This window comes from Pseudomonas sp., assembly GCF_040514055.1.
Classification (GTDB): domain Bacteria; phylum Pseudomonadota; class Gammaproteobacteria; order Pseudomonadales; family Pseudomonadaceae; genus Aquipseudomonas.
Genome location: NZ_JBEVDL010000068.1, coordinates 1 through 22,666, shown reverse-complemented (window position 1 = coordinate 22,666; position 22,666 = coordinate 1). Strand labels below are relative to the sequence as shown.

Below are 22,666 nucleotides of genomic sequence, written 5' to 3'. Positions count from 1 at the left end.
CGTGTGGCGGGCATGATCATCCCTTGCCAAGTCCGGCTGGCTGTTTGGCGTGCAACCCATGCGCATGGCGTCCAGAGGCCCTAGACCGTCCAGGCCAGCACGGGCAGGCTGCCGAGCATGGCCAGGCCCATCAACAGCGCGGCGCCCCGGGGCCAGTAGGGCAATAACAGCACCAGCAGCAGCGCCGCGGCCGACAACAGGCCGAACCAGATCACCGGCCCCACCGATGCGCCCCAGGCGCGCAGACAAGGCCACAGCGCCAGGGCCAGCAGCAACCAGCCGAGCAGCCGCAACCCCCGTTGCCGCCGCGGCGCCTTACGAGCCCAGACCTGCGGGTGATGACGGTCCATGCCCAGGCACAACGCCGCCATACCGGCATAACACAGCGCCGCGGCGAGCAGCAGGGCGACCCCGATCGTCATCACAGCCCCTCCGCTGGCATGGGCTGCCCCGGGCGCAGTGGCCTGGCGCCGACCGCCTGCTGGCTCCGCTGCCAGACCCGGCGCGCCGCCCACAGATGGAGCAGGCCGAGGACCAGGGCCATCAGTTCGACCCCGGCGCGCTCGCCGTCGCCCCGTTGCAGGTAGCGGACGAACTGGTCGCCGACCACCAGCCAGTTGAGCAGCGGCAGGGCCAGGCACAGCAGCGCCGTGGCCAGCAACTGCTCGACCCAGGCGGCCACGACCGGGCGCCGCGCGGCGTGGACAAAGGTCAGCAGCCAGACGACGAAGAACGCCAGGATTTCCCACTCGGCACGCCCGTCGACGCCCAGGGGGATCAGCCGGTTGCCCCAGAAGAAAGCGATGCAGGCCAGGCCCAGGCCGCTGATGGAGCCGATATTGAGCACCTCGATGATGCGATAGACCTGCGGCGTGCGCGCGCCGAACTCGTGCAGCGAACGCTGGCGTCGCTTGACCATAAAGAGGATCGCGCCCGTGGCCATCATCGCCGCCCCCGCCAGGCCGCAGATAAAATACAGCCAGCGCGCCGCGTACCCGCCGAACGCGGCGAAATGCAGGTTGCGCATCACCGACTGCACATCCTGGGCGACGCCGCCCCGCAACTCTCCGGGCGCCTGCAGGTCGCGCTGCTCGCCGCTCACCCCGTCGAAGAAGACCTGGCCGCCGCCCTCGCCCAGCAGACGGTACTCGCCGCTTTTCTCGATGCTGCGGCCGAAGGTGACCACCGCCGCGCTGCTGTCACCGGGGTGCTCGACGCGGACGAATCCGACCGGGCGCTTCAGCTGCCGCTCGCTGCCCAGCAATAACGCGTCGAGCGCGGTGACGGCGGCGTCGACGCCGGTTTCCTCGCGCGGTTCGGGCTGGGTCAGCAATTCGGCGAAGTAAGCATCCTCGCTGGGGTAATGCACGGCGATGCCGACCGGCATATACAGGGCGTAAAAGGTCGCCAGGCCGGTGTAGGCGATCATCAGCTGAAACGGCAGGCTCAGCACCGACACCGCGTTGTGCGCGTCCAGCCAGCTGCGCTGGCCCTTGCCCGGGCGGAAGGTGAAAAAGTCCTTGAAGATGCGCTTGTGGGTGATCACCCCGCTGACCAGGCCGACCAGCATGGCCAGGGTGAAAAAACCCACCAGCCAGATACCGGCGGTGCCGCCATGGAATTCGAAATGCATGTGTACGAAGTGATGGCCGCCTTCGCTTTCGCGTTCGTCAGTGGCCTGCAGCGGCTCGCCGCTGGCCGCGTCGAGGCGGATAGTGTGGAACTGCTCCTGGGCATCCTCCCAGAACAAGCGCACCGCCTGGTCGGCGTCCGAAGGCAGGGCGATGCCCCAGAAATGGCTGCGCGGCACCTGCTGACTCAGGTAGGCCTGGGCGACCCGAACCGCCTGTGCACGGGCCGCCCGGTCGTCGGCGTCGCGCGCCGCGCCGGCGGGCGGCAACTGCGGTTTCATCCAGCGGGTGATCGGCTCGTCGAACACCCCCAGCGAGCCGGTAAGGAACACCACGAACAACACCCAGCAGGCCCACAAGCCGCCCCAGGTATGCAACCAGGCCATGGACTGGCGCAGCCCCTGTTTCTCCACGGGCACGCTCATGTGGCGCTCCCCAGCCAGGTACCGAGCAGTGCGAATAGCGCCGCCGGCAGCAACAGCCCCCACCAGGCGCGGCGGCTGTCACGCACGGCGAAAACCCAGACGATGGCCAGGGTGTAAACGGTGAAACTGGCCAACGAGGCGGCGAGCACCGCCTGGCTACGGGGCAGCGGCAACACGGCGCCAAGAAAGATCACCAGCCCGGAGGTCAGGGCGTAGCCGCCAAAAACGGCCGCGGCAGTGAGCGACAACAGTGCCCATCCGGGCCTGCGGGAAAGGGGGGTTGGTTTCATCGCGCGGGAGTCATCACTGAAGGGTCTACGGAGTCGCCCGGCATCGGCATGATGCGGGGCCTGTTAAGGACAAGGACGAACGAGGCAGGCGAATACCGCACCTCGCCGTCCGGACAAATGTTTCGCGATATGTCCAGGCAGGCGCCGGCGGTGGCTCACCGGACGGGCGACTCTGCACAGATCCATCCCAGCAAAAGCATGGGATTTGCCATCATGAAAACCCTGATTATATAATGAGAATCATTAACATATAAACTGGAAGGGTCCGCGTGCACAATGTTTCGAGCCAGCGCCTCGGCCTTTTTTTCAGTGATCACCATCACTGGCTGTTGCAGCATGTGCAGCGCCGCCTGAACAGCCGGGCCGACGCCGAAGACACCGCGGCCGAGACCTTTTGCCAGCTGTTAGCGGCGCGTATCGATCCGGCCAGCCTCGAGCAGCCGCGGGCTTACCTGTCGACCATCGCCCGCCGCCTGATCTTCGACCGCCATCGCCGCCGGCGCCTGGAGCTGGCCTACCTGGAACGCCTGGCGCTGTTGCCGGAGGCGTTGCACCCTTCGCCGGAAGACCGCTACCTGCTGCTTGAGGCGTTGCATCAGCTGGACCGTGCGCTGTCGGGCCTGCCCCTGCCGGTGAAAAAGGCCTTTCTGCTCAGCCAGCTCGACGGTTTGAGCTACGCCGAGATCGCTCGCCGTCTGGACGTCTCCGAACGCACGGTGGGCCGCTACATGACCCAGGCCCTGCGCCAGTGCTACCTGAGCACCGAACTCTCATGAGCCCGGCACGCCTGGATGACGCCGCTGAGCAGGCCATCGCCTGGCTGGTACGCCTGCGCAGCGGCGGCCTGAGCGCCCACCAGCAGCAGCGTTTCGAGCACTGGCGCAGCAGCGATCCCGCCCACGAGGCGGCCTGGGCCCGCCTGCAACAGAGCCTCGGCGCCCATGAAATCCTGCGCCAGGCCCCGGGCCTGGCACGCGAAACCCTGCTGCAACCCGACCTGTCGCGCCGTGCCCTGGTGCGCGGGCTGGCCGCCGTCGGCCTGGTGGGCGGCGGGCTCTGGCTGGCCGGCGGGACAACGGCGCCCCGCACCTGGCTGGCGGACCTGCGCACCGGCGGCGGCGAGCGGCGCAGCTGGCGCCTGGCCGACGGCAGTCGCCTGAGCCTGAATGCCGACAGCGCCGTCGACCTGGATTTCTCCGGCGATCAGCGCCTGCTGCGGCTGCGCCGGGGCGCACTGCTGGTCCAGGTCGCCGCCGACCCCACGCGGCCCTTTATCGTCGTCACCGAGCAAGGCCAGGTGCGCGCCCTGGGCACGCGCTTTCTGGTTGAGCAGTTGCCCGACAGCAGCCGGGTGGTGGTGCTCGAACATGCGGTCCGCGCCAGCCTGCCGGAAGGTGCGACCCTGGAGCTGCGCCAAGGCCAGGCCGCGCTGCTGCACCCGGGGCGCATCGAGGCATTGAGCGACCCCCAGCACTACCGCGCCGATTGGCTGCAGGGCCGCCTCAGTGTGCTGGATGAATCGCTGGCGAGTGTGATCGACGCGTTGCGCCCCTATCAATCCGGCCTGATTCGCTTAAGCCCGGCGGTGCGCCAACTGCGGGTACAGGGTGTGTTTCCGCTGGACGACCCGCGACTGGCGTTGACCGCCCTGGCGGAAACCCTGCCGATCCAGGTGCGCCATTACGGCCCCTGGCTGACGCTGATCACGCCGGCCGAATGACCTCGCCGGATGAAAAACATTCGTATTCGTGTCCGGATTTCATCGCTCGCCCCACCTAACTCCTGATCCCATCCTTTTTCAGGAGACTGTACGTGCGTAAACCCTGGCCCCGCGCCCTTGCCCTTGCCATCGCGCTCGCCTCGACCTTGCCGCTGGGCGTCGCCCACGGCGACACTCCGGCCGAACAGCAGGTGCTGCCCTTCGACCTGCCCGCCGCCAGCCTGGGGGAAACCCTCAATGCCATCGCCCGCCAGAGCGGCCAACTGGTGGCGTTGCAACCGGCGCTGGTGGAAGGCAAGCAGGCCGCGGCAATCCGCGGCAACCTGACCGCCACCCAGGCCTTGCAACGGGCCCTCGACGGCAGCGGCCTGGAGCTGCGGGTCACCGCCAGCGGCAGCTTTAGCGTGCAGCCGGCCGCCGACACCTCCGGGGCGCTGCAGCTGGGCCCGGCCCGGGCCTATGCCAGCGGCGTAAACGCCACCAGCGAAGGCAGCGGCTCCTACGCGCCGCGCGCGATCAGCATCGGCAAGGGCGACCGCGCGCTCAAGGACATCCCTCAATCGATCACGGTAATGACCCGCCAGCAGCTGGACGACCAGGGCATCACCGACCTGCACGATGCGGCCAACCAGATCACAGGTTTGGTCGGCGTCAAGGGCGTGGGCCAGGGCATGGTGCTGTCGGCCCGCGGTTTCCAGATCGACGACTGGCAGTACGACGGGGTGCCCGTGCCGCGCAACGTCTACTCCCTGGGTAACTGGGGCACCGAAGGCCTGGTGTTCTATGACCGCCTGGAGGTGCTGCGCGGCGCCGCGGGCCTGCTGCAGGGCACCGGCAGCCCGGGCGGCGCGGTGAACTTGGTGCGCAAGCGCGGCCAGGACACCCCGACCCTGGCGCTGACCGGCAAGGCCGGCTCCTGGGATCACTACGGCCTGCAGCTGGACGCCGGCGGCCCGCTCAACGCCGAGGGCAGCGTGCGCGGCAGGGTGCTGGTGGATGAAGACCAGAGCCAGTCCTTCACCGACTATGTCCGGGGCGACACCACCTCGCTGTACGCCGCGCTGGATATCGACCTGGCGCCCGACACCACCCTGGGCCTGGGCGTCAGCCACTCCGACAGCGAGTCGCGGCCCATGGTGCGGGGCCTGCCCCGTTACCCTGACGGCAGCGACATAGGCCTGCCGCGCTCCACCTATGTCGGCGCCGACTGGAACCAGGCCGAGATCGAGCAGACCAGCCTGTACGCCGACCTGGAACACCGCTTCAACCCGGACTGGTCGTTGAAGACCTCGGCCCTGCACATGAGCGAACGCAACCGCTCTACCCACCAGCGCATGCATGGCGACGTGGCGGCCGACGGCAGTGGCCTGACCTTCGCCGACTGGATCACCGACTTCGACGCCGAACGTATCGGCCTGGACAGTTTCCTCAATGGTCGTTTCCAGGCGCTGTCCCTGGAGCATGAGCTGACCCTGGGCGGCAACTACTCCCAGTACCGCACGGACGACCTCTACGCGCGCCGGTTCAGCACGGGTGGCAATATCTTCGCCATCGACCACCACCGCCCCCAGCCGGACCTCGACAGCATCCTTGCCAGCCCCGGTGGGCGGGTCAGCTACAGCGACTACGACATCCGCCAGAAGGGCCTCTACGCCAGCCTGCGTACCCAGCTGACGCAGCCCCTGACCCTGATCCTCGGCAGCCGGGTCAGCTGGTACGACTACCTGTACAGCTCGGGCGGCGTCGACTCTCCCAATACCGCCACCGGCGAAGTGACACCCTACCTCGGCCTGGTCTATGCCCTGACGAAAGAATGGTCGGCCTACGCCAGCTACACCGATGTGTTCGAGCCGCAATCCCAGCGCACCACGGGCGGCTCGGTGCTCGAGCCGATCATCGGCAGCAACTACGAGGTCGGGCTCAAGGGCGAACTGCTCGACGGCCAACTCAACACCTCCTTTGCGCTGTTTCGCTACGACCAGGAAAACCGCGCCGTCACCGATTACGACGGCGGCTTCGCCTGCGATGACTGGTACTGCTCACGCGCCTCGGGCCGGGTGCGCAGCCAGGGTTTCGAAGCCGAAGCCAGCGGCGAGGTGCTGCCGGGCCTGCAACTCGCCGCCGGCTATACCTTCAACACCACGAAATTTCTCGACGACCCGGACAACCAGGGCAAGGTCTTCAGCCAGTGGACGCCCAAGCATATGCTGCGGGTTTGGAGCCAATACCAGCTGCCAGGCGAATGGGACCGGCTCAGTGTCGGCCTGGGCTTCAACGCGCAGAGCCACACCCTGGGCTACAACCGCGAGTACGAGGTGGCGGGTTTTTCGGTCTGGAACGCCCGCTTGGGCTACCAACTGACTCCGGAGCTGGCCCTGGGCCTGAACCTCAACAACCTGCTGGACAAGCGCTATTACATCCCGGCCTTCAACGAGACCAACGGCAATAACGAATACGGCGATCCCCGCAACTTCATGCTTACCGCCCGTTACACGCCGCAGTTCTAAAGCGCCACAGGGGCTGTCACTGAGCCACCGGAGCCGTGCTGCCAGGCGGCCCGGTGGCCCGGTGGCCCGAGACGCTGCACGCACGAAGCGGCGACCCCGGTTGGCCTGGCGGTACCCGTGGGGGAGGTTTAGCGCGCTTACTGTCCAGTGCGAAGGTAGTAGTTATCGAACTCGCCTTGCTCGACCAAGACAAAACCATTGCGCAGGTAAAAGCGATTTGAACCGCTCTCCCGCAAGGCCCCTACCCGAACAGGACGTGCGTTGAGATCAGCTTCTTCGATAACACGAGCGAGCACGGCTGCGCCAATGCCTTGGCCCTGAACGTCTGGATGAATGTAGAGGTGATCCAGCAGCAGGCAGTCTGCATGCGGTTTGACTACGACGAACCCAACTCGCTGGCCTGCACATTCGATATGGCGCGTGTACGCGGCCGAAAAACCTGCTCGAAAACGCTCCCGCGCTCGTACCGGATCGAATCGACCGATGCGCTGCAAACTTTCACGCATGGCCTCGACTCGCAATGCCAAAAGTTCTTCAAAGTCTTCAGGAACAGCTGTAGTGAGTTCGATAGATGCGGATGTCGTTGGCATGCGGGTAAGCACTCTCACGCGTGTATAAGGGGACCCAGTCGCTTTCAACGCGCTAAGCGAGCAATTGGGGTGCATCGCTACAGGTTTTCAAAAAACGTCCTGCCCCCCATCAGGCGAGCGCAGAATAATGACCGTCTTGTCGGACGACAGTGACGCCAAACACTTGAGTGTCGCTGACATGAATAATAATTTGGCCATGACGGGATTCATTTTCATATTTTTGATACCTGCTATCGGGGTGGCAGGTTGGGTGGCAAACCGTTGAGCCAGGGAGTGTTATCCCATTCGGTACCTGCATTCAGCGCGTCACACTCCTGTTTGGTTAACCAGACCCCGTGCGCCTCTACACCAAAAGAGTGTCCATTAGTGAGTTTCACAGTCTCCGCGATTCCAATAAAGTGTCGGCGAAGCAGCAGACTGACAGGCACAACTTCCGTGATAAAAACGGACTCGCTTGGGGCTGCCTCACCAACAACCAGCAATTTGTAATGCCTCCTGCCGTTCGATTGCTGACAGAGCGCGACACAGTACTCTTTGCTTTCATCGATTTCAGCTCGAAGCCACATATTGGTTACTCCTCCAGTGCCTAGCAACGATCACGACGCTCGAAACCAATTAATATAAAACATTTTTTTCTTGCATCGAATCAAAAAAGCTTTTCCTGCGGAATTCGGATCATCGCCTAGAACAGTAGCACTTACTACATCCTCTATTTCCAGTATCACATCGATGAATTTACTCGCACCTTGGAGATCCCGAACGATGAGCCTTATGGTTTCGGATATTTCGCCAGCTTCGATATTCGACCGCCTTGCGCATGGTAGAAAATCCTCATCCAACCGCAGGCAAGCAGCTAAAAAGTTTTCCTCATTATCCAAACTATTTGTTGAGGCCAGAGCGACATAGCCAATGGGCACAAACGCAGAGTGAATATCAATTCTATCGAAGTTCATATCTTTACTCAGAGTCCAGACGCTATTTGAATAGTGGAGACTAAACGACCCAAAATTTTAAGGTCTTCAACGCCAGTCGAAAACAGAGAATGCCTAAAATCCCTTGTCACCCGCTCGGAGCCATCATTGGTTACGCAAAAATTCGGCCTCCAGTTGTTTTACGACAAAGAGCGAGCCGGTTTGATTAAGGTGATCATCATCCATATAAAGCAGTACGCCATCCTTGGCCCCATAACACCAGGTGGCATCGCACAGGGGCACCGCCAGATCGATGGCGTGCACGGCTGGAAATTGCGCAAGCACGGCATCGGCCATCGAGCGGAAGGCAAGATTTCGTTTGACGAAGGCTTCGCGACTGACCGCACAGGGATTTTTGCCGCGGCTGGTCAGCGCGAACGGGCGATCCACCAGGCAGCTTTTGATATCGAAGCCGAGTTCAGGCACATCATGTAAAAACGTCACCGTCTTGCCAGCTTTCAACAGTGCGTCGAAGGTATTGGCCAGTGCCACCTCGAAGACCTGCAGGTTGGGACGCACGCCCTGGGCCTCACCTTTCAAGTGAAGCACCCACTGCGTATGGCCATCACCCGCGAAGTCACCAAACCCCCGGGACGTGGTGTACAAGGACCCGCGGCTGGTCAGGATCACTTCCTTGATCGAGTCTTCAGCGATGATTTTCTTCAGCGACAGGGTCATTCGTTCAATACAGTGCCTGCGGTCGTCGCCTGGCCCATCCGTGCTCACCACATCCAGCAAGGGCGGGCAGCCACCGACGCCGCCGAAGCGGGCAAGCGTCTTTCCTTGCGCCCGGTACAAGGATTTCAATCCACGGTAGATCGCGGTGGCATGGCTGTCGCCAATGACCACCGCGGTCGGCTCTCCACCTTCATAGAAACACCGGATCTCGCGGAACGCCTCGTCGTCACACCACCAGCCGCTGCCCCTGTTCAGGGACGGCTTTAACAGCGCCTCGGCCTGTGAGGCCATCTGCTGGGGCGTGGAACGAAACGCCAACCCCTTGCCGTGATAGGTGGCGTAGCCCACCGCGCCCATCAGTAGCATGGCCAAGACCAGCACCCTGCTCTGACCCGCCGGGCTGCCGCGCCAGCGCAGGGGGCGTTCGACCAGCACATAGGTGATCCAGGCCAGGCCAATCGCAATAAGGACCGCCACCATGCGGATACCACGACTCGGCACTTCGCCTTCGACAATGCGCGCAAGGGACAGCAGGGGCCAATGCCATAGATACAAGGGAAAGCTGATCAAGCCGAACCACACCGCGACACGACTAGAGAACAACACCCGGTTGACCCAGGCCCCGGGACCGGCGGCAATAAGCAATGCTCCTCCCAGCACCGGAATCAGCGCCAACGCGCCGGGGAAATGCTGGTCCTTCGTCAGCCAGAGGAATCCGTAGCCGAGCATCAGCATGCCCAACCAGGCGCATAAATCGGGTAGTGCCGCCCTGAAGCTCTGGCGATGGGCGCTACCTGGCGTGGCGTACTTCGCACCCACGGAGCCATACGCGCTGGACCACGCCAATAGCGCGCCGACCAGAAACTCCCACAACCGGGTCTGTGGCGAATAAAACGCCGCGATGGCGTCTCGCTGAACGGTCAGCACCGCCAGGTAAAAGGACCCTAGCATCAGCAATACCGTCAGCCACAGGACACCAAGCTTGCTACGCCAGGCCAGCCATAACGCCAGCGGCCAGACCAGGTAAAACTGCTCTTCTACCCCCAAGCTCCACAAATGCAGCAACGGCTTGGTATCGGCCGCCGTGTCGAAATAGCCCGCCTCCCCCCACAGCACCAGGTTGGATACAAACCCGGCGCCGGCGGCCATATGCTTGCCCAATTGCTGATATTCGTCGGTCAATAACGTGAGCCAGCCCACGCTATAGCTGGTGGCCAACACCAGCAGCAAAGCGGGAAAAATGCGCCTGATACGCCGCGCAAAAAAATCAGAAAAGCGAAATTCGCCTTCGGCGAGTCCCTTCAAGATAATCGAAGAAATCAGGAAACCCGAGATAACGAAAAAAACGTCGACACCGATAAATCCACCGGTCACCCAGTGGGGAAATGCGTGAAAACCGACCACCGATAACACGGCGACCGCTCTCAAGCCATCGATGTCGGGGCGGTAAATGAGGTATGAAGACGGGGTACCCTTACCTTCCCTGTGCACGTATAAGCCCTTTCCGATAAGTCGCTTTAAACGGTATCACTCGGCCGCCGCGCCCGGGGCAATTGTTGGCTCACATCCGCCATGCACCGGGGTCGGCTGCTCGAGCGGGACAGGATTATTTCCAGGGCATAATCATCGTCACCGCTCGCCATGGCGCCCACCCAGAGCTCTACCCCATACCAGCCGATGGGCAGTGCCATATGCCGCACGGCAGGACTGGCCGGGGCCCAATGACTCAGCGCGCCCAGGCCACAGACGGCGATCTGTCCTGATACCACTTCCAGTATCCAGCCAGTGGAGATATGCGAGGGGGCCTCCGCCAGCAGGCTGGGCGAGACGGCGTCACGCAGAACGATCGAATAGTAACCCGCCTCGACTCCCTGTACGGGTATCGCCGCGCCCTCCATGGCCACGCGCTCACCCAGGTCCGTGGAGCTGTACTGCGCAAGCAGGTCCTGGCCCAGGATCGGCTCACCGTGAACGGCTTCCAACTTCAGGGGATCGCAGATAACGAAGCCAAATAACTCGCTGAACAACTGCCGTTCAATGACCGGTGCAAACATGGGGCACTCATCGGGTGGCATGGGACGTCCGGGTGAGGGAGGTCCTGGCTTGATAGTCGCTACTGGCGCTTACCCGCCAAGGGTTTACGCAGGCGTATAAGGATCGATAATTTCACCTTGGCAAACGGAGTGGGAAGCGCCTCAAGGCTTGCGCCAACCCTCTTGTCCTCCCGGATCATCACTGGGAGGTTTTTGTCAGTTCCACATCGTCGACCGCCATTTTCCACTCGTCACCGTCCAGGTACGGCGCAGTGCTCGCCACAAAGGTGGTGCTAAGAGGCCCCACGCCAGCCTCGAAACCCTTGAGCGGCCCCTCGACCGAGGTGGTCACGCGGCCCGCGACTTTCTTGGACGTGATCCTGCCCTCTTGGGTGATGGACAACTTGCCACACGCCGACGTAATCCGCCTTTTCAGGCGGCACGGGTTGGCCACAGGCCGCCAGCAAGGCGCTGAACACCACTAGCGCGGCCGCGACAATTTTCTTCATAGGGCACCCTATGGCCAGCGTTCATTTATGGAGTTGCTCACTGTAGCAGGCTGCTTCATATATCCAGGGAGCACGAGGTATTTGCAGTCTGTCGGTAACGCTGATGCGCTGGCGGTTTATCCATGCTGTTACCGCCCTCCCAACCCGCGGTCCAACGCGACATAACATGCCTGTCTTGCCCGCAATGGTCGAGCCATTGTGTTCAACCGGCCTAGCAAGGTCTGCCGGTTGAGGAGCGGCCCGGTAGCCCGCCCGACGCTGCTCTGGCCGGGTGAGGCAGATTGCCGCCCTGGAGGAATGCCTTGTTCACCAGGGACTACACTCATCGATCGCGCCGAGGTCTCTCCCGCGGCAGCGCCCTCCCTGGACAGAAGGATTTAGCCATGGCCACTCGCCAGCTGCACTTCGACTTCTCGCACCTGGACCCCGTCCTGGCCTACACCTTCCGCCACAGCCTGTACGCTGCGCCGCTGCAGCGGCATACGGCCGAGACTCGCCGCAATGCGATGCAAAGCAATCCGCTGCTGCGCCTGATCCCGGAGCAGCAGCTGACGCACTTCGTCAATGCCGAGCTGCCGGATGCGCAGGTGGTGCTGCTGTACGTCACCACTCCGAAGAGGGTCGGCGATCGTGCGTTCGATCACCCGGTGCACCTGGCCATCCATATCCCGGACGAGGGCCGCGAGCGCGTGCGCCAGGCCTCGATCCAGGCGCGTGGCACGCGTGCCGTCGGGCTGCACCCCAAGCTCGCCCGCTATCGCCCTTCGCCCGCATTGGTGCGCCAATTGCTGGACGATGGCGTCGACCCCGAGTTCCCGCCGCATATCCAGACGCTGCAGGACGCGACCGAGGCGGCCATCGCCCTGCTCTTCCACCATGGCAACCTGGTCAACCTGAACACGGCGAATGGCGGCGAGATCCCGGCCATTATCGTCGAGCAGTGCATCCAGCCCGCGGTGACGGCCACCTACGAGCTGCCGCTGGCCATCCTCGGCCAGGGCGACGCCTGGCTCACCGCCACACCGGTGGACGGCACCACCAGCCTGCAACCTACCGCCACCACCCTGGCGTCGGTGACGGGGCCGCTGCAAAAAGCCCTGCTGACGTCGCAGAACCTGCCGAGCCTGCAAGGGCAGCAGTGGAACCCCAGCTACGGAGTGACCTCCGCGGCGTACGGCGGCACCTCCGGCCCGGTGCTAATGGAGGCCACGCTCGCTGGCGACAGCGGCGGGTGGGTGGCGAAGAACGTCACGCAGATGAATGGGCTGACGGTGGACCCAGACAGCGTGGTCTACTCGCCGCCGCCGACCACCCCCACGTGGAGCGCGACCGGGCTGTGGTCGTTGAACGACACGCCTTCGCTCACCGCCACGATCGCCACCCAGATCGCCGCGGGCACCGTCTCGCTGGTGATCGCGGACCCAACGAATCCACAGGGCGCCCTGACCGGCCTGCTGGTGCCGGGCAGTCCCGACCCGGATACGCAACTCACCCCGTTCACCGTCACCCTGATACCACCGCCCGGGGTGAGCACCACCGCTACGGCGACCGCCACGCTCAGCCTGAATGGCGGGCACAGTGGGCTTAGCTTCACGGTCACGGTGCAAAGCGACTCGACCCAGGTGAGCGCCGCCCTGCACTCGGCGGACGGCTTGCTCTATGAGCTGCCACTCAGCAACACCACCAGCACGGGTTCGCTGAGCCTGCAGGTGACCAACTACTGGCTGCGCCACCTGTCCGTCGGGGTGCAGTACCTGGACGTGGGCGGCAACGTGCTGGCTCCGCAGAATTGGAGCGACAAGATCCCGGCCTTCCTGCGCGGTGCCTTCGAGACGGACCCCAACAAACCTTTCGCGGCGTTGGTGGGGCCCGTCACCACGGTCTTCGGTGTCCCCATTCCCGCGGACCCCACCACCATCACCGTCCCGGTGTGGGACGAGGTCCACACGGTGCGACTGCTGCTGGGGGGGCTCGGCCGAGGCACCTACGACAGCGCCGTCTGCCCGATCGGCATCACGGTGACGGCCCTGGCAGAGCTGGTCATGCCAGTCTTTATGCTGGCCGTGGGCACCGCCATCACCAACTCCGCCCCGTTCAAGGCGCTGATGGCCGATACCGAGGTGCTCTTCGCGGTCTGCGCGGCAGGTGCCTTCCTGGTGGCGGGGCCCACGGCAGCCTACATCGCCTTGGCCCAGGACCCGGCTGCGGCCACCAAGGGGCTAGCGGAGCAGTTCGGGCCGATGCTGCTGTCCCCCGCCACGTCGCTGGGGTTGTGGGTGGCCGAACAGATCGTGGAAGGGGCTGCGGAGCGCGCGACGCCCTTCGTCGATATCGCGCTGGCGGTCATCAACGGCGCCGTCACCGCGGCCCAGCTCAGCGAGACGATCATCGAAGTGCTGGATTCGCCCTTTGTCTATGAGGCCGACCTGAGCCGCTCCATGGACTTGCAGATGACGCTCTACCCGGACCCGCGCTTCAACAAGTTTCCGGACTACCACAATTCCATGCAGGTGACCGTCGTCTACGACGCCGGCACCACCACGCCCGTCTTTACCCAGAGCCTGGCACCGACCACCCTCAGCGAGCCGATTCCGGTGTCCTTTACCGCGGTGCCCGCCGGCGGTTCGCTGCGTGTCTACGCCTGCTTTTACGCGGCCAACGGTTGGCAGTCCGGCCAGGGCATCACCGACTGGATTCCCGCGCTGCCCACCAACGGGGTACTGACGCTGGACAAGGTGGTGGTCACGACCAACGAGATCCCGCTCAGCAGCGCCTCGGTGTACGTGCACCAGGAGAAGATCGGCATGCTGGACGGGGTGCTGGGCTGGATCGGCGCCGTCGGCACGCCGCCCACCGAGACGGTGAAAACCCCGTCACCCTTCGCGGCCCAGGGCAAGGAGGTGCTGCGGTTCTCGACCATCACCACGGCCCAGGAGCCGGAGATGCTCGGCTATGCCTGGCAAGCGACCGGGTTGGACCTGCCGCCGGACCACAACGGCGCGGCACCGACGAACGACGCGCTGTGGACGATGCAGAACATCTCGCTGCTGCAAAACCCCGCGGACGGCTACGCCGCGCCTGCGGTGGGCTTTACCCAGGTGCCGGGCATCGCCTACAACATGACCAGCGGCGACGGCGACAACAGCAACTTCTTTATCGACTCCTCCAACCCGACGTTCGACGTCGATGCCAACCCGTCCGGGGGCTGGCACGTGCGCGCGCTGCCGCTTACCCACGCGGGGCCGCCGCCCAGCTTCGGTGTCGGCGACAATGCCAGCTACGGCCGCTTCCCGGCGGCACTGGACCGTTATGTGTACCACCCGCAGGGCTACGTGATCGGCATCAGCTTTGCCACGGACAAGCTCTACCGCCTGCCCCTGGCCAGTGCCCCGGTGGCCGATAACCAGGCCCCCTTTGCCCTGCTGAGCTCCGGGCAAGGCGCACGCGACGGGTTGATCTATGACCCGGTGGGACTGGCCGTGGCGCTGGACGGACGCATCCTGGTGCTGGAAAGCGGCAACCAGCGGGTCCAGGCCTTCGACATCTATGGCAACCCGGTGCCCTACTTCGCGAACCCCGCGTACGACCCCTCGGACCCGAACAGCCCGACCACCCTGCCCACGCTCGCCCTGAAAAACCGTGGCAGCTCCAGTTACCTGGACATCGCGGTCGAGTCGCAGGGCCATATCTATGTGCTCTCCTATACCGGGGACGGCTCCGAGCCGTCCATGTACCAGATCGACCTGTACACCCCCGCCGGCGCATTCCTGGTGACGACGCCGGACGTGGCGGCCGCGCGCATCGTCGTGAATATCCTGCGCGACCTGTACACGCTGAACTACGAGCTGTTCCTCGACGCGACCGGACGGGTGCAACCGTCCGTAAGCCTGTGGTTGCCGCCACCGCCCGCGGCCGGCACGCAAACCCCACCCGCGGAGACCCGGCCATGAGCGCGGCAACCCCCTACCTGGGCAAGTGGCAGATCCTCTACACCCCCACGGGGGGTGGCGCGCAGCAGGTTTTCAGCTGGCAAAGCGGCTGGCAAGGGCACCCCAATATCGCGGCCTTCGCCGTCTACCAGGGCGCCGCTGGCAACGGCACGACGACGCCGGTGTACTTCATACTCCCGGATTTCAAGGATCCCTCGGACTGGAACAGCTGGATGACGCCCTGGCTGACCTTCGAGAGCGGACTGGACACCTTCGGCATCATCCTCTTCTTCAACGACAAGGAAGACAGCCCGACGCCGGCCTACCTCAACGCCGTGCTCGCCAACCCACCCCAACTGCCGGCGAGCGCCAACCCCTCGCCCAACCAGTACGCGCCTGGGCCCATCAGCGTCTACGACCTGTACGGCAACGGCCAGTATTACCAGTTCGGCTGGGCGCAATTCAGCGGTCAGTCGGGTTTTGTCCCGGTGCAGGTATCCACTGCCCTGCAACTGGTCTGGCCGGGCGCCAGTTACCTGCGCAGTTTCTTCAACAGCGTCGCGCCCGCCAATACCGACTTCACCTACATCGATATCTCCGGCGAAGATTATTCCTCGCTGACCCTCACCGGCTGCAACTTCACCAGCAGCCTGTGCACGGGCACGGACTTCAGCGCCGCCGTGCTGAACGACTCCCAGTTCGGCGGCTATGGGGCCATTGCGCAGGCGATCTTTCGCAACGCCGCGCTGCGTGGCGCCACCTTTCAAGGGCTGGACTTCACCGGGGTGGACTTCACTGGCGCTGACCTGACCGGGGCGCAATTCTCCGGATGCACGATGCATGGCACGCTCCTCCACGCCGCGCAGCTGGGCGGCTGCACCTTCACCGGCTGCGACCTGACCGGGGCGATTTTCAGCGACCTGCCGCTGGCCACCAGCACACTGTCGTTCCCGGGCAGCACCCTGGACAGCGCCAGCTTCGCCCCGAGCAGCGCCACCTCCGACCTCTCCGGCGCCAGCTTCGTCGGGGTCAAGTCGATGGTCGGCTGCAACTTTCAGAAGACCATTCTGAGCGGGACCAATTTCGATCAGGTACCACTGGCGCAGGTGGACTTCACCGGCGCCAACCTCACCGGCACGCTGCTCACCCGCACCGACCTGCGCACGGCACTTTTCTCCTCGCCGCCTGGCTTTTCGACGGACAGCACACAGCTCACCAACCTCTCCGGCTCCACCCTGAACTACGCGTTGATCGGCGCGACCTGGAGCTACCTCAACCTCTCGGACACGGTCATCGAGGGGCTGCCCAGCGCCATCCCGAACCTGGTGGCGTGGTACGCCGTGCTCAAGGACCAGCAACTCTCGGGGATGGACCTGCGCAGCGCGGACTTCACCGGTGCGGACCTGCGCCAGTGCGACCTGGCGAGCTGCAACCTCTCCGGCGCCATCTTCGCCGGGGCGCAGCTGCAAGGCGACGAGACGCTACGGGCGGCGGTGCTCTCCAACGCACAGTTGGAGAACGCCAACCTGAGCGGTGCCAACCTGACCGGGACGCAGTTCAGCGGCGCCTTCCTGTGGGGGGAACAGGTGACGCTGGCCGAGGCTGTCGTGGTCCGCACCAACTTCACCGGGGCCTACCTGGCGGGCGTGAAGTTTATGGATGTAGCCCAGAAGGCCTGCCAGGGGGTGATGCTCGGCCGAGCGTGCCTGGTCAATGCCTCCTTTAACGGCACGGACTGCGGACCCTACCAGGGGCAGCCGGCCAGCTTCGCCTCCGCCTGCCTGCAGGGCACGGATTTTACCGACGCGTCGCTGGACGGTGCCGACCTGACAGGCGCCGCGGTGGCGGCCGCGCCCGTCACGGTGAAGGCAACCATCCAGGTGGGCTGGCCCGTCCAGCCGCTCACCGTGCCACTCTCCTCGACCGCGACCCTGGGCGTGCAGGCCGCGACGGACAGCATCTCCGTCTGCCCCAATGGCCAGCGGGGTCCCTGTACCCCCGCCCAGCAGCAGGCGCCTGGCGCCCCGACCGCGTGGCCGGTGACGACCTCGGAGGGCGGCGATACCCCCGCGAGGGTTGGCCCTTGACCGAGGGGTCAGATCGCCAGCCGCTTATTACAGCAGCTCGAGGACGTACCCTGGAGGCAGCCCGGCGAGCCGGTGAACCCAGGCAGGCCCACCGGGCAAGGCGGGAAGGCGGGAAGGCATTCAGCTTCGGTGGCGAAGATGCGTTCTGGCATTTAAGGGACCTGACCTCGGTTAAGGGGCGGGTCCGAGCCCGCTCACCGCTCAATGGCGAGCCGATTCGCGTAGTCTCGTTAGACCACTACCGGGATATGTCATCGCCCTCAGGACGCTCCCCGACCAAACCTGACAATTCGACATAGAGCCAGCGCGAAAAGCGGCCCAGTGATCGAATGCCGGCTTCAGATAAGCCTTCGTTGAACGAGAAGACCTCTGGATCCTCAGCGGTGTCACTGGTACAGAACCAACAGGCCAGGTAACCCTGATGAAGAAAGAAGACGACGGGGCGATCAAGCGGAGGAGGAAGATCGTTTTCACACAAGAGGTCAACAAGGCCCTGCTCGTTGGACTCGACGTCGCCAAGGAAGCACTCGGTACCGTGCAGCAGCCCCTTGCGATCCTCCCCCATCCACAGAAGAAATTCCCGGTAGGCGAGAGGAAAGCGGCAGCCAAGGCGAACTTCGAGCGCAGCGACGTCGTGTTCCGCTGCACCGACGGCAGGGCCACGCAAGGGCTCGATTGCGCTGCAATGGAGTTCAAGGGCTTGAGCGATAAGCATAAGACGGCTAACTCCTGGGTTAGGAAAACTCTGAAAACGACTGCCCGATTTGGCAAAATAGCCGGACTCCACCCGCCGAGTTTTCCGATGACGCCGCTCAGACTCGGGCCATTTCCTTTTCCTTCGTCCGTTCTTCTTGTAGAGGCCCTGAGGTACCGGCCGACCAGCCGCACCCGAGAGTGTGGTTGTGTCAGCGCCTCCCGCTGCGCGTGCCCAGGCAGCGTGCGACCTCCCCCAACAGCACGTTAATCCCTGCCTACCGGTCCTGGCCGAGGACGAATATGCGTTTCGCCTCCTGGACGGCGAGCTCGAAACCCGCACTTGGGTCGCGCAGGAGCCGCTTCGTGGCGCTCGCATGGGCGTGGACGCCCGGATCGTTACGCTCCATCGCCGTCTGGAGAACCGGCTCGATCACTTCTTCTCCCAAGGCGATGAGGCTGCGACTCAAGCAGAGCTGCACGTCCCGGTTACCGCGACCAAACTGCGCGGCGAGTTCTGCGGCCAAAACCCCCTTCTGCCCATCGGGCACCAGGGCCACCGCGGCACGCCATGCGCTGCAGGCGACCGCATCATCCGGATCGTGCAGCAGGGATCGGGGGATTGCTGGCCAGGCGCCAGCATCCTTGATCTTCGACAGCGTGTGCAACGCCTGACTCCGGGCCTGAGGGTTTTCCGAATGCAGTTCCGTGACCAGTCTCGGTACAGTGATTTCGTTTGGGAAACGGGTCAACGCCCATGTGAGCATGTCGCGCACGTAGAAGTCCGGCTCGATCGCACACCGCGCTACAAGGGTGTCGACCAGACCCGGCTCGGGGTTGGAGCCCAGCGCGAGAGCTGCCTTGAGCCGCGTCGAGCCATTGTCGGCGGCCAAAGCCGCGATAAGGTTTATGTCCATGTCGTACACGCGGTGTTGATGGATCATTTCTATTCAGTGCTTCAAACCAGGAACCCTGCTGCCCGGGGTTGCCCACCGACCAATTGCTCCCTATTGTTACTGAAAATTCCATTTATTTAGAATAGTAGGGATGTAATGGGAATGTCTAGGGACCTTGTTACCGTCGAGCAGGCGGCTGAGCTTCTGCATCTGCATCCCAAGACCGTGCTGCGCTATATCCGTGACGGGCGACTGGCAGCAACGCGCGTCGGAAAATCCTATCGCATCGCACGTGCCAGACTGGATGCCTTTGCCGGTGTCGCGAGCGAACAATCGGAAGCGGCGCCCGGCGTGCGAGCGACGTGCATCGTGGACATTCCCGATGTCTGCGTGGAAGCAGCACAACGGCTGGCAACCTTCCTCCAGGCCGCTGCTACAGCCCGTCCAGCCGGCACGTCACCGCTGCATCTGCAAACGGCATTCGACCCGCTCGCCAGGAGCATGAAAGTAGTGGTGATCGCCAGCCCGTCCGAAGTGGCTGAACTGCTGGAGATGTTGCAGGTACAGATGAGTTATCGCGTGTAAGCAACCTGGTTTAACGAAGCGCGGAACGACTGCGGTGCCCGCAAAACCCGCGAGCCAGCACACTTCAGCTCGCCGCGCTGCGCCGTGTTCGCAACAAGCTCGAGCTTGGTGTCATTGTGTATCGAAGTCATCAGGGACGACCTTAGCCGTCCAGCGTTCGATATAAGCGGCAACTGCATCTGGGTGAAGTCCGCTGGTAGAGGTCCACTCAATGGAAAGACTAAGTCGCTGCATGCGTTCTTGCTGCCTTGAGAGCGATGTCTGCGACTTCCCGTGGCATTGGCCAATCGATGCAGGGGATGGTCTGCTCGTCGACAAACGCTTGCGCGGCCAGCAGGATCGCAGCGGTCGCACGCACCAGTGCCAGGTCGTGCCACGCGGCGATGTCGAGACGGGCTTTCGCCCGGGCCATTTCGTCCAGTACTAGAAGCGTGTCGTTAAAGCCGACGGCTTCGCCGACAGCCTGAGCCGCCACCAGCGCAAGCCCGTAGGCGGCGGCTTGCAGACGGATCTTCGGCACGCCAGGGTTGTTCCGGATGATGTCCTCTAGCTCGGCCAGGGAGCAGCATTGGGCAGCGGCGCCGAATGCTTCAACCTCGGTGTGGAGGGGCATGGTGGCTCCCAGTGGCCTGACGCCTGGCATCGTCGGCTCGTGAAAGGCGGTTCCGCTCGATGGCGTGCTCAGGCCTCGCCTATGTAGTAGGAGTCAAGGGTCTGGCGATCATCAGGCTTTGGCCCCTGCAGCGGATGTGGCTCGGTGATACAGGATTCCGTTTTCCACTCGCCCCTGGGATCTTCGCTAATCCTTAACCCCTCGGCGAAAAACGCCTCGAAATTCAACTTTCGCTCGCCATTTTCGTCTATTTTAGTCAGCGCCTGCGTCACATGGACCGCGACATAGGCATCCTCGTAGGTGACTCTCCGTACGCGAAGCGCTATAGAGACAGTTTCTGGCTGATCTGGGTGACTCATCTGATTTTTCTCACTTAAATATAAGGTTGCGGCGGACCACATTTACCTGCCGAACAATAACCATCACTAATTAAATTAATCACGTCTTGAACCGCCCACTCCAGCTCACTTTGATTGCACCAATACTCAGCTATTTTTCCGAATTCCGTATATGACGACTGGTTAAATCCGTCTTCGATATCATTGAACCAAACAACCGATGAGCCAATAAGAGCGACAACCCAAAAGCCCCCACCCAGCTCACCATAGGTGTCCTCGGCCCACTTCTGTGGATGGACCTTGATGATTTCCCAAATTTTCGATTGCTCAGGGCTCATACGTTCACAAGCAGCATTTATTCTGCCCCAGAGCTCTACTTCGGTTATTGGTTCCCAGCTCATAGTATTTCGCTCTTGACGTTAAAATCATGTTGAGCCGCGAAGCGACCTCATCACAAACAATAAGTTAAATCATGCCAAAAAAATTGCGATTTTTATGACAGCATAGCTGCGGCAATTAAATAATAAATCAACCCCCGTAGCCATTCACGTTAACAAACCAGACATGGCAGCCATGACTACGCCAATAGTTATTAAAGGAAACAGGATGAGTATTTGACCAACACGATTAACCGTGCTGGATTTCAAGATTCTGGCTTCCGATTCCGGCAGCCTCCTCGAACGAACATATACTGACAAGCACATTATAAAACCTGTAACAACCAACACTGAAGCAGCATATAGCGACATTACAGTCGCCAATACGCTGACCAACACCGCAAGGAAAACAGAAAACATTTTCATCGTAAATTCAATCCTAACTAATACTAGCTGTTTACGTCTAAACTGAGCCAACGCCACGAAGCGTGGCATAGGCCCGCACGTCGGCCAATGAAACGTCGGTTGCTAACTATACGCGCCCCCTCAAACACCTCCAGGTGAGCGCCTGGCTCAAGCGACCGATATAAAACAACCGGAGAATAAACCAACTTCGCTACTTTACTCGTTCCCCTCCATTGCAGCCAGCCCCGAGTAAGGGGCGACTGATCGTCGGTCCGCCCTCAGCGGACGTGCGGTAGGGCTGCAGCGGTTACGCACCCACCGTGACGATTCAACTCTCACCATTGGTTCTAACGCCCATGGCAACTCCCCACAACCTGACCCTTAGATAAGGAACTGCAGAACACAACCGGAAATAAGCGAAGCGAATCTAGAACCATCGGTTACAGGCGCGCGCACGGAGTTTCTGATTCAGACTCCGCCCTAGTATTTATGTTGATCAGCTGATCTGCTTTATTGAACTCGAAACGCAAACCATCGAGCTGTACTGCACAATCTGTTTGTACAATAAACCCAGACTTGTAGTGTACGCGCAGCAAATTGAGAATGTCTTTTTTAGCGTACGTTCCTTTTGGATAGATCTTAGCGAGTCTCTCCAGGTCTCTTACTGCACCCGCATAGCCATCACTTAAATATGAGAGCGTCATGATCCGTTCAATGAAGCCATAACCAAGAACCACCGTGACAGAAATAAACAATAATAGCAGGCCAAAAAAAGCCGATTTCCAGCCAATTATTGCGCGCATGGTCATAACTCCAAACCATTAAATTAAAGAGTCGATTTAGCCAATCCCAGCGAGCTAATCGAACGACTTGAGCAGCTTGCAAATTGCGCTATTATTGCCTCAGTAGCAGCCCCATTGGCATTCTCACCAAGATATCTGGCTAGACTATTTAAATTCTGTCGATCGCCGCGATGTATCCTCTACACCTTACGCCTGAGCCAAGTCAATTCACGAAGCGGATTCTATTTTAACAAATATCATTCAATTATTGACGAGTTAATGATTGCCTCAATTCTGTGGCCATCAGGATCCACCAAAAAGGCCGCGTAGTAGTTTAGCCCGTATTCTGGCCGTAAACCTGGTCGACCGTTGTCCTGCCCGCCGATACAAAGTGCTGCTGCGTGAAAAGCATGCACTGCCGCCCTTGAGGGTGCAGCAAAGGCCAGATGAAATCCATCACCGGGTGGAGAGGGATGATCTTACCCAGTTTCAGTGGACACCCCGTTAAGCGATAAACTGCAACGAGGTGAACCATGGCAAGAACTCCAAGCCCGATGAAACAACCCCGAACCCGCCATTCCCAGGCCTACAAGGACGAAGCGCTGGC

20 protein-coding genes are annotated in these 22,666 nt (G+C 62.2%); 6 read left to right on the top strand and 14 right to left on the bottom strand.

What is annotated here, in order from left to right; translation table 11 throughout:
- Nucleotides 1-80: 80 nt before the first annotated feature.
- From ABWY06_RS17815 to ABWY06_RS17805, 3 genes are read right to left on the bottom strand one after another with little or no spacing between them, the layout of a single operon-like run.
- Nucleotides 81-422, bottom strand: a complete 342-nt coding sequence (locus ABWY06_RS17815; protein ID WP_353926917.1) for a DUF3325 domain-containing protein — start codon at nt 420-422, stop codon at nt 81-83.
- The gene (locus tag ABWY06_RS17810) at nt 422-2,056 is read right to left on the bottom strand and encodes a PepSY-associated TM helix domain-containing protein (protein ID WP_353926916.1); all 1,635 of its coding nucleotides are present in this window, start codon (nt 2,054-2,056) and stop codon (nt 422-424) included. Before ABWY06_RS17810 ends, ABWY06_RS17815 begins: the two co-directional genes overlap by 1 nt.
- Nucleotides 2,053-2,304: a DUF3649 domain-containing protein gene (locus ABWY06_RS17805; protein ID WP_353926915.1), complete on the bottom strand. Its 252-nt coding sequence runs from the start codon at nt 2,302-2,304 to the stop codon at nt 2,053-2,055. The genes ABWY06_RS17810 and ABWY06_RS17805 overlap by 4 nt, the downstream gene beginning before the upstream one ends.
- A gap of 311 nt (nt 2,305-2,615) precedes the next feature.
- Between ABWY06_RS17805 and ABWY06_RS17800 the strand changes: the two genes are divergently transcribed.
- The 3 genes from ABWY06_RS17800 (at nt 2,616) to ABWY06_RS17790 (ending at nt 6,573) form a co-directional block, all read left to right on the top strand.
- Complete coding sequence (locus tag ABWY06_RS17800; protein WP_353926914.1) at nt 2,616-3,122, top strand: sigma-70 family RNA polymerase sigma factor; 507 nt, start codon at nt 2,616-2,618, stop codon at nt 3,120-3,122.
- Nucleotides 3,119-4,066, top strand: a complete 948-nt coding sequence (locus ABWY06_RS17795; protein ID WP_353926913.1) for a FecR domain-containing protein — start codon at nt 3,119-3,121, stop codon at nt 4,064-4,066. Before ABWY06_RS17800 ends, ABWY06_RS17795 begins: the two co-directional genes overlap by 4 nt.
- A gap of 92 nt (nt 4,067-4,158) precedes the next feature.
- Complete coding sequence (locus tag ABWY06_RS17790) at nt 4,159-6,573, top strand: TonB-dependent siderophore receptor (protein ID WP_353926912.1); 2,415 nt, start codon at nt 4,159-4,161, stop codon at nt 6,571-6,573.
- A gap of 137 nt (nt 6,574-6,710) precedes the next feature.
- Here ABWY06_RS17790 and ABWY06_RS17785 read toward each other — a convergent pair whose 3' ends face one another.
- The 5 genes from ABWY06_RS17785 to ABWY06_RS17765 all read right to left on the bottom strand — a co-directional run bounded on the left by ABWY06_RS17785 (nt 6,711) and on the right by ABWY06_RS17765 (nt 11,248).
- Entirely contained in the window at nt 6,711-7,163 is a 453-nt protein-coding gene (locus tag ABWY06_RS17785) for a GNAT family N-acetyltransferase (protein WP_353926911.1), read from the bottom strand.
- 596 nt (nt 7,164-7,759) lie between these two features.
- Nucleotides 7,760-8,116: a hypothetical protein gene (locus tag ABWY06_RS17780; RefSeq protein ID WP_353926910.1), complete on the bottom strand. Its 357-nt coding sequence runs from the start codon at nt 8,114-8,116 to the stop codon at nt 7,760-7,762.
- A 123-nt stretch (nt 8,117-8,239) separates the two neighbouring features.
- Nucleotides 8,240-10,303: an acyltransferase family protein gene (locus tag ABWY06_RS17775; RefSeq protein WP_353926909.1), complete on the bottom strand. Its 2,064-nt coding sequence runs from the start codon at nt 10,301-10,303 to the stop codon at nt 8,240-8,242.
- A gap of 26 nt (nt 10,304-10,329) precedes the next feature.
- Nucleotides 10,330-10,866 (bottom strand): hypothetical protein, encoded by a 537-nt coding sequence (locus ABWY06_RS17770; protein ID WP_353926908.1) that lies wholly within the window; start codon nt 10,864-10,866, stop codon nt 10,330-10,332.
- A gap of 178 nt (nt 10,867-11,044) precedes the next feature.
- Nucleotides 11,045-11,248: a hypothetical protein gene (locus tag ABWY06_RS17765; protein WP_353926907.1), complete on the bottom strand. Its 204-nt coding sequence runs from the start codon at nt 11,246-11,248 to the stop codon at nt 11,045-11,047.
- Nucleotides 11,249-11,737: 489 nt separating this feature from the next.
- Between ABWY06_RS17765 and ABWY06_RS17760 the strand changes: the two genes are divergently transcribed.
- Nucleotides 11,738-15,304 (top strand): NHL repeat-containing protein, encoded by a 3,567-nt coding sequence (locus ABWY06_RS17760; protein WP_353926906.1) that lies wholly within the window; start codon nt 11,738-11,740, stop codon nt 15,302-15,304.
- Nucleotides 15,301-17,370 (top strand): pentapeptide repeat-containing protein, encoded by a 2,070-nt coding sequence (locus ABWY06_RS17755; RefSeq protein ID WP_353926905.1) that lies wholly within the window; start codon nt 15,301-15,303, stop codon nt 17,368-17,370. The genes ABWY06_RS17760 and ABWY06_RS17755 overlap by 4 nt, the downstream gene beginning before the upstream one ends.
- Before the next feature lie 238 nt (nt 17,371-17,608).
- On the opposite strand, the gene ABWY06_RS17750 is transcribed toward ABWY06_RS17755, so the two are convergent.
- Together ABWY06_RS17750 and ABWY06_RS17745 are read right to left on the bottom strand one after the other, a co-directional pair.
- Nucleotides 17,609-18,085 (bottom strand): SMI1/KNR4 family protein, encoded by a 477-nt coding sequence (locus ABWY06_RS17750; RefSeq protein WP_353926904.1) that lies wholly within the window; start codon nt 18,083-18,085, stop codon nt 17,609-17,611.
- A gap of 256 nt (nt 18,086-18,341) precedes the next feature.
- Entirely contained in the window at nt 18,342-19,007 is a 666-nt protein-coding gene (locus ABWY06_RS17745; RefSeq protein ID WP_353926903.1) for a HEAT repeat domain-containing protein, read from the bottom strand.
- A 114-nt stretch (nt 19,008-19,121) separates the two neighbouring features.
- Between ABWY06_RS17745 and ABWY06_RS17740 the strand changes: the two genes are divergently transcribed.
- Nucleotides 19,122-19,544, top strand: a complete 423-nt coding sequence (locus tag ABWY06_RS17740) for a helix-turn-helix domain-containing protein (RefSeq protein ID WP_353926902.1) — start codon at nt 19,122-19,124, stop codon at nt 19,542-19,544.
- 220 nt (nt 19,545-19,764) lie between these two features.
- Here the strand turns inward: ABWY06_RS17740 and ABWY06_RS17735 are convergent, their stop codons facing one another.
- The 4 genes from ABWY06_RS17735 to ABWY06_RS17720 form a co-directional block, all read right to left on the bottom strand.
- A complete protein-coding gene (locus ABWY06_RS17735) occupies nt 19,765-20,157 on the bottom strand; it encodes a hypothetical protein (RefSeq protein ID WP_353926901.1) in 393 nt (130 codons plus the stop codon).
- A 68-nt stretch (nt 20,158-20,225) separates the two neighbouring features.
- Entirely contained in the window at nt 20,226-20,516 is a 291-nt protein-coding gene (locus ABWY06_RS17730) for a hypothetical protein (RefSeq protein ID WP_353926900.1), read from the bottom strand.
- Nucleotides 20,517-20,530: 14 nt separating this feature from the next.
- Nucleotides 20,531-20,896 carry a hypothetical protein gene (locus ABWY06_RS17725; protein ID WP_353926899.1) on the bottom strand — a complete coding sequence of 122 codons (366 nt, stop codon included), beginning with the start codon at nt 20,894-20,896 and terminating at the stop codon, nt 20,531-20,533.
- An 821-nt stretch (nt 20,897-21,717) separates the two neighbouring features.
- Nucleotides 21,718-22,080, bottom strand: coding sequence for a tetratricopeptide repeat protein (locus ABWY06_RS17720; RefSeq protein ID WP_353926898.1), 363 nt, complete (start codon nt 22,078-22,080; stop codon nt 21,718-21,720).
- Between the last annotated feature and the right edge of the window lie 586 nt (nt 22,081-22,666).

Bases quoted from the DNA above. Each gene is read 5' to 3' on its own strand.
- ABWY06_RS17720 (WP_353926898.1), bottom strand. From the start codon at position 22,080: ATGCGCGCAATAATTGGCTGGAAATCGGCTTTTTTTGGCCTGCTATTA.
- ABWY06_RS17750 (WP_353926904.1), bottom strand. From the start codon at position 18,085: ATGCTTATCGCTCAAGCCCTTGAACTCCATTGCAGCGCAATCGAGCCC.
- ABWY06_RS17770 (WP_353926908.1), bottom strand. From the start codon at position 10,866: ATGTTTGCACCGGTCATTGAACGGCAGTTGTTCAGCGAGTTATTTGGC.
- ABWY06_RS17785 (WP_353926911.1), bottom strand. From the start codon at position 7,163: ATGCCAACGACATCCGCATCTATCGAACTCACTACAGCTGTTCCTGAA.
- ABWY06_RS17745 (WP_353926903.1), bottom strand. From the start codon at position 19,007: ATGATCCATCAACACCGCGTGTACGACATGGACATAAACCTTATCGCG.
- ABWY06_RS17755 (WP_353926905.1), top strand. From the start codon at position 15,301: ATGAGCGCGGCAACCCCCTACCTGGGCAAGTGGCAGATCCTCTACACC.
- ABWY06_RS17780 (WP_353926910.1), bottom strand. From the start codon at position 8,116: ATGAACTTCGATAGAATTGATATTCACTCTGCGTTTGTGCCCATTGGC.
- ABWY06_RS17760 (WP_353926906.1), top strand. From the start codon at position 11,738: ATGGCCACTCGCCAGCTGCACTTCGACTTCTCGCACCTGGACCCCGTC.
- ABWY06_RS17795 (WP_353926913.1), top strand. From the start codon at position 3,119: ATGAGCCCGGCACGCCTGGATGACGCCGCTGAGCAGGCCATCGCCTGG.
- ABWY06_RS17725 (WP_353926899.1), bottom strand. From the start codon at position 20,896: ATGAGCTGGGAACCAATAACCGAAGTAGAGCTCTGGGGCAGAATAAAT.
- ABWY06_RS17810 (WP_353926916.1), bottom strand. From the start codon at position 2,056: ATGAGCGTGCCCGTGGAGAAACAGGGGCTGCGCCAGTCCATGGCCTGG.
- ABWY06_RS17735 (WP_353926901.1), bottom strand. From the start codon at position 20,157: ATGCCCCTCCACACCGAGGTTGAAGCATTCGGCGCCGCTGCCCAATGC.
- ABWY06_RS17740 (WP_353926902.1), top strand. From the start codon at position 19,122: ATGTCTAGGGACCTTGTTACCGTCGAGCAGGCGGCTGAGCTTCTGCAT.
- ABWY06_RS17730 (WP_353926900.1), bottom strand. From the start codon at position 20,516: ATGAGTCACCCAGATCAGCCAGAAACTGTCTCTATAGCGCTTCGCGTA.
- ABWY06_RS17815 (WP_353926917.1), bottom strand. From the start codon at position 422: ATGACGATCGGGGTCGCCCTGCTGCTCGCCGCGGCGCTGTGTTATGCC.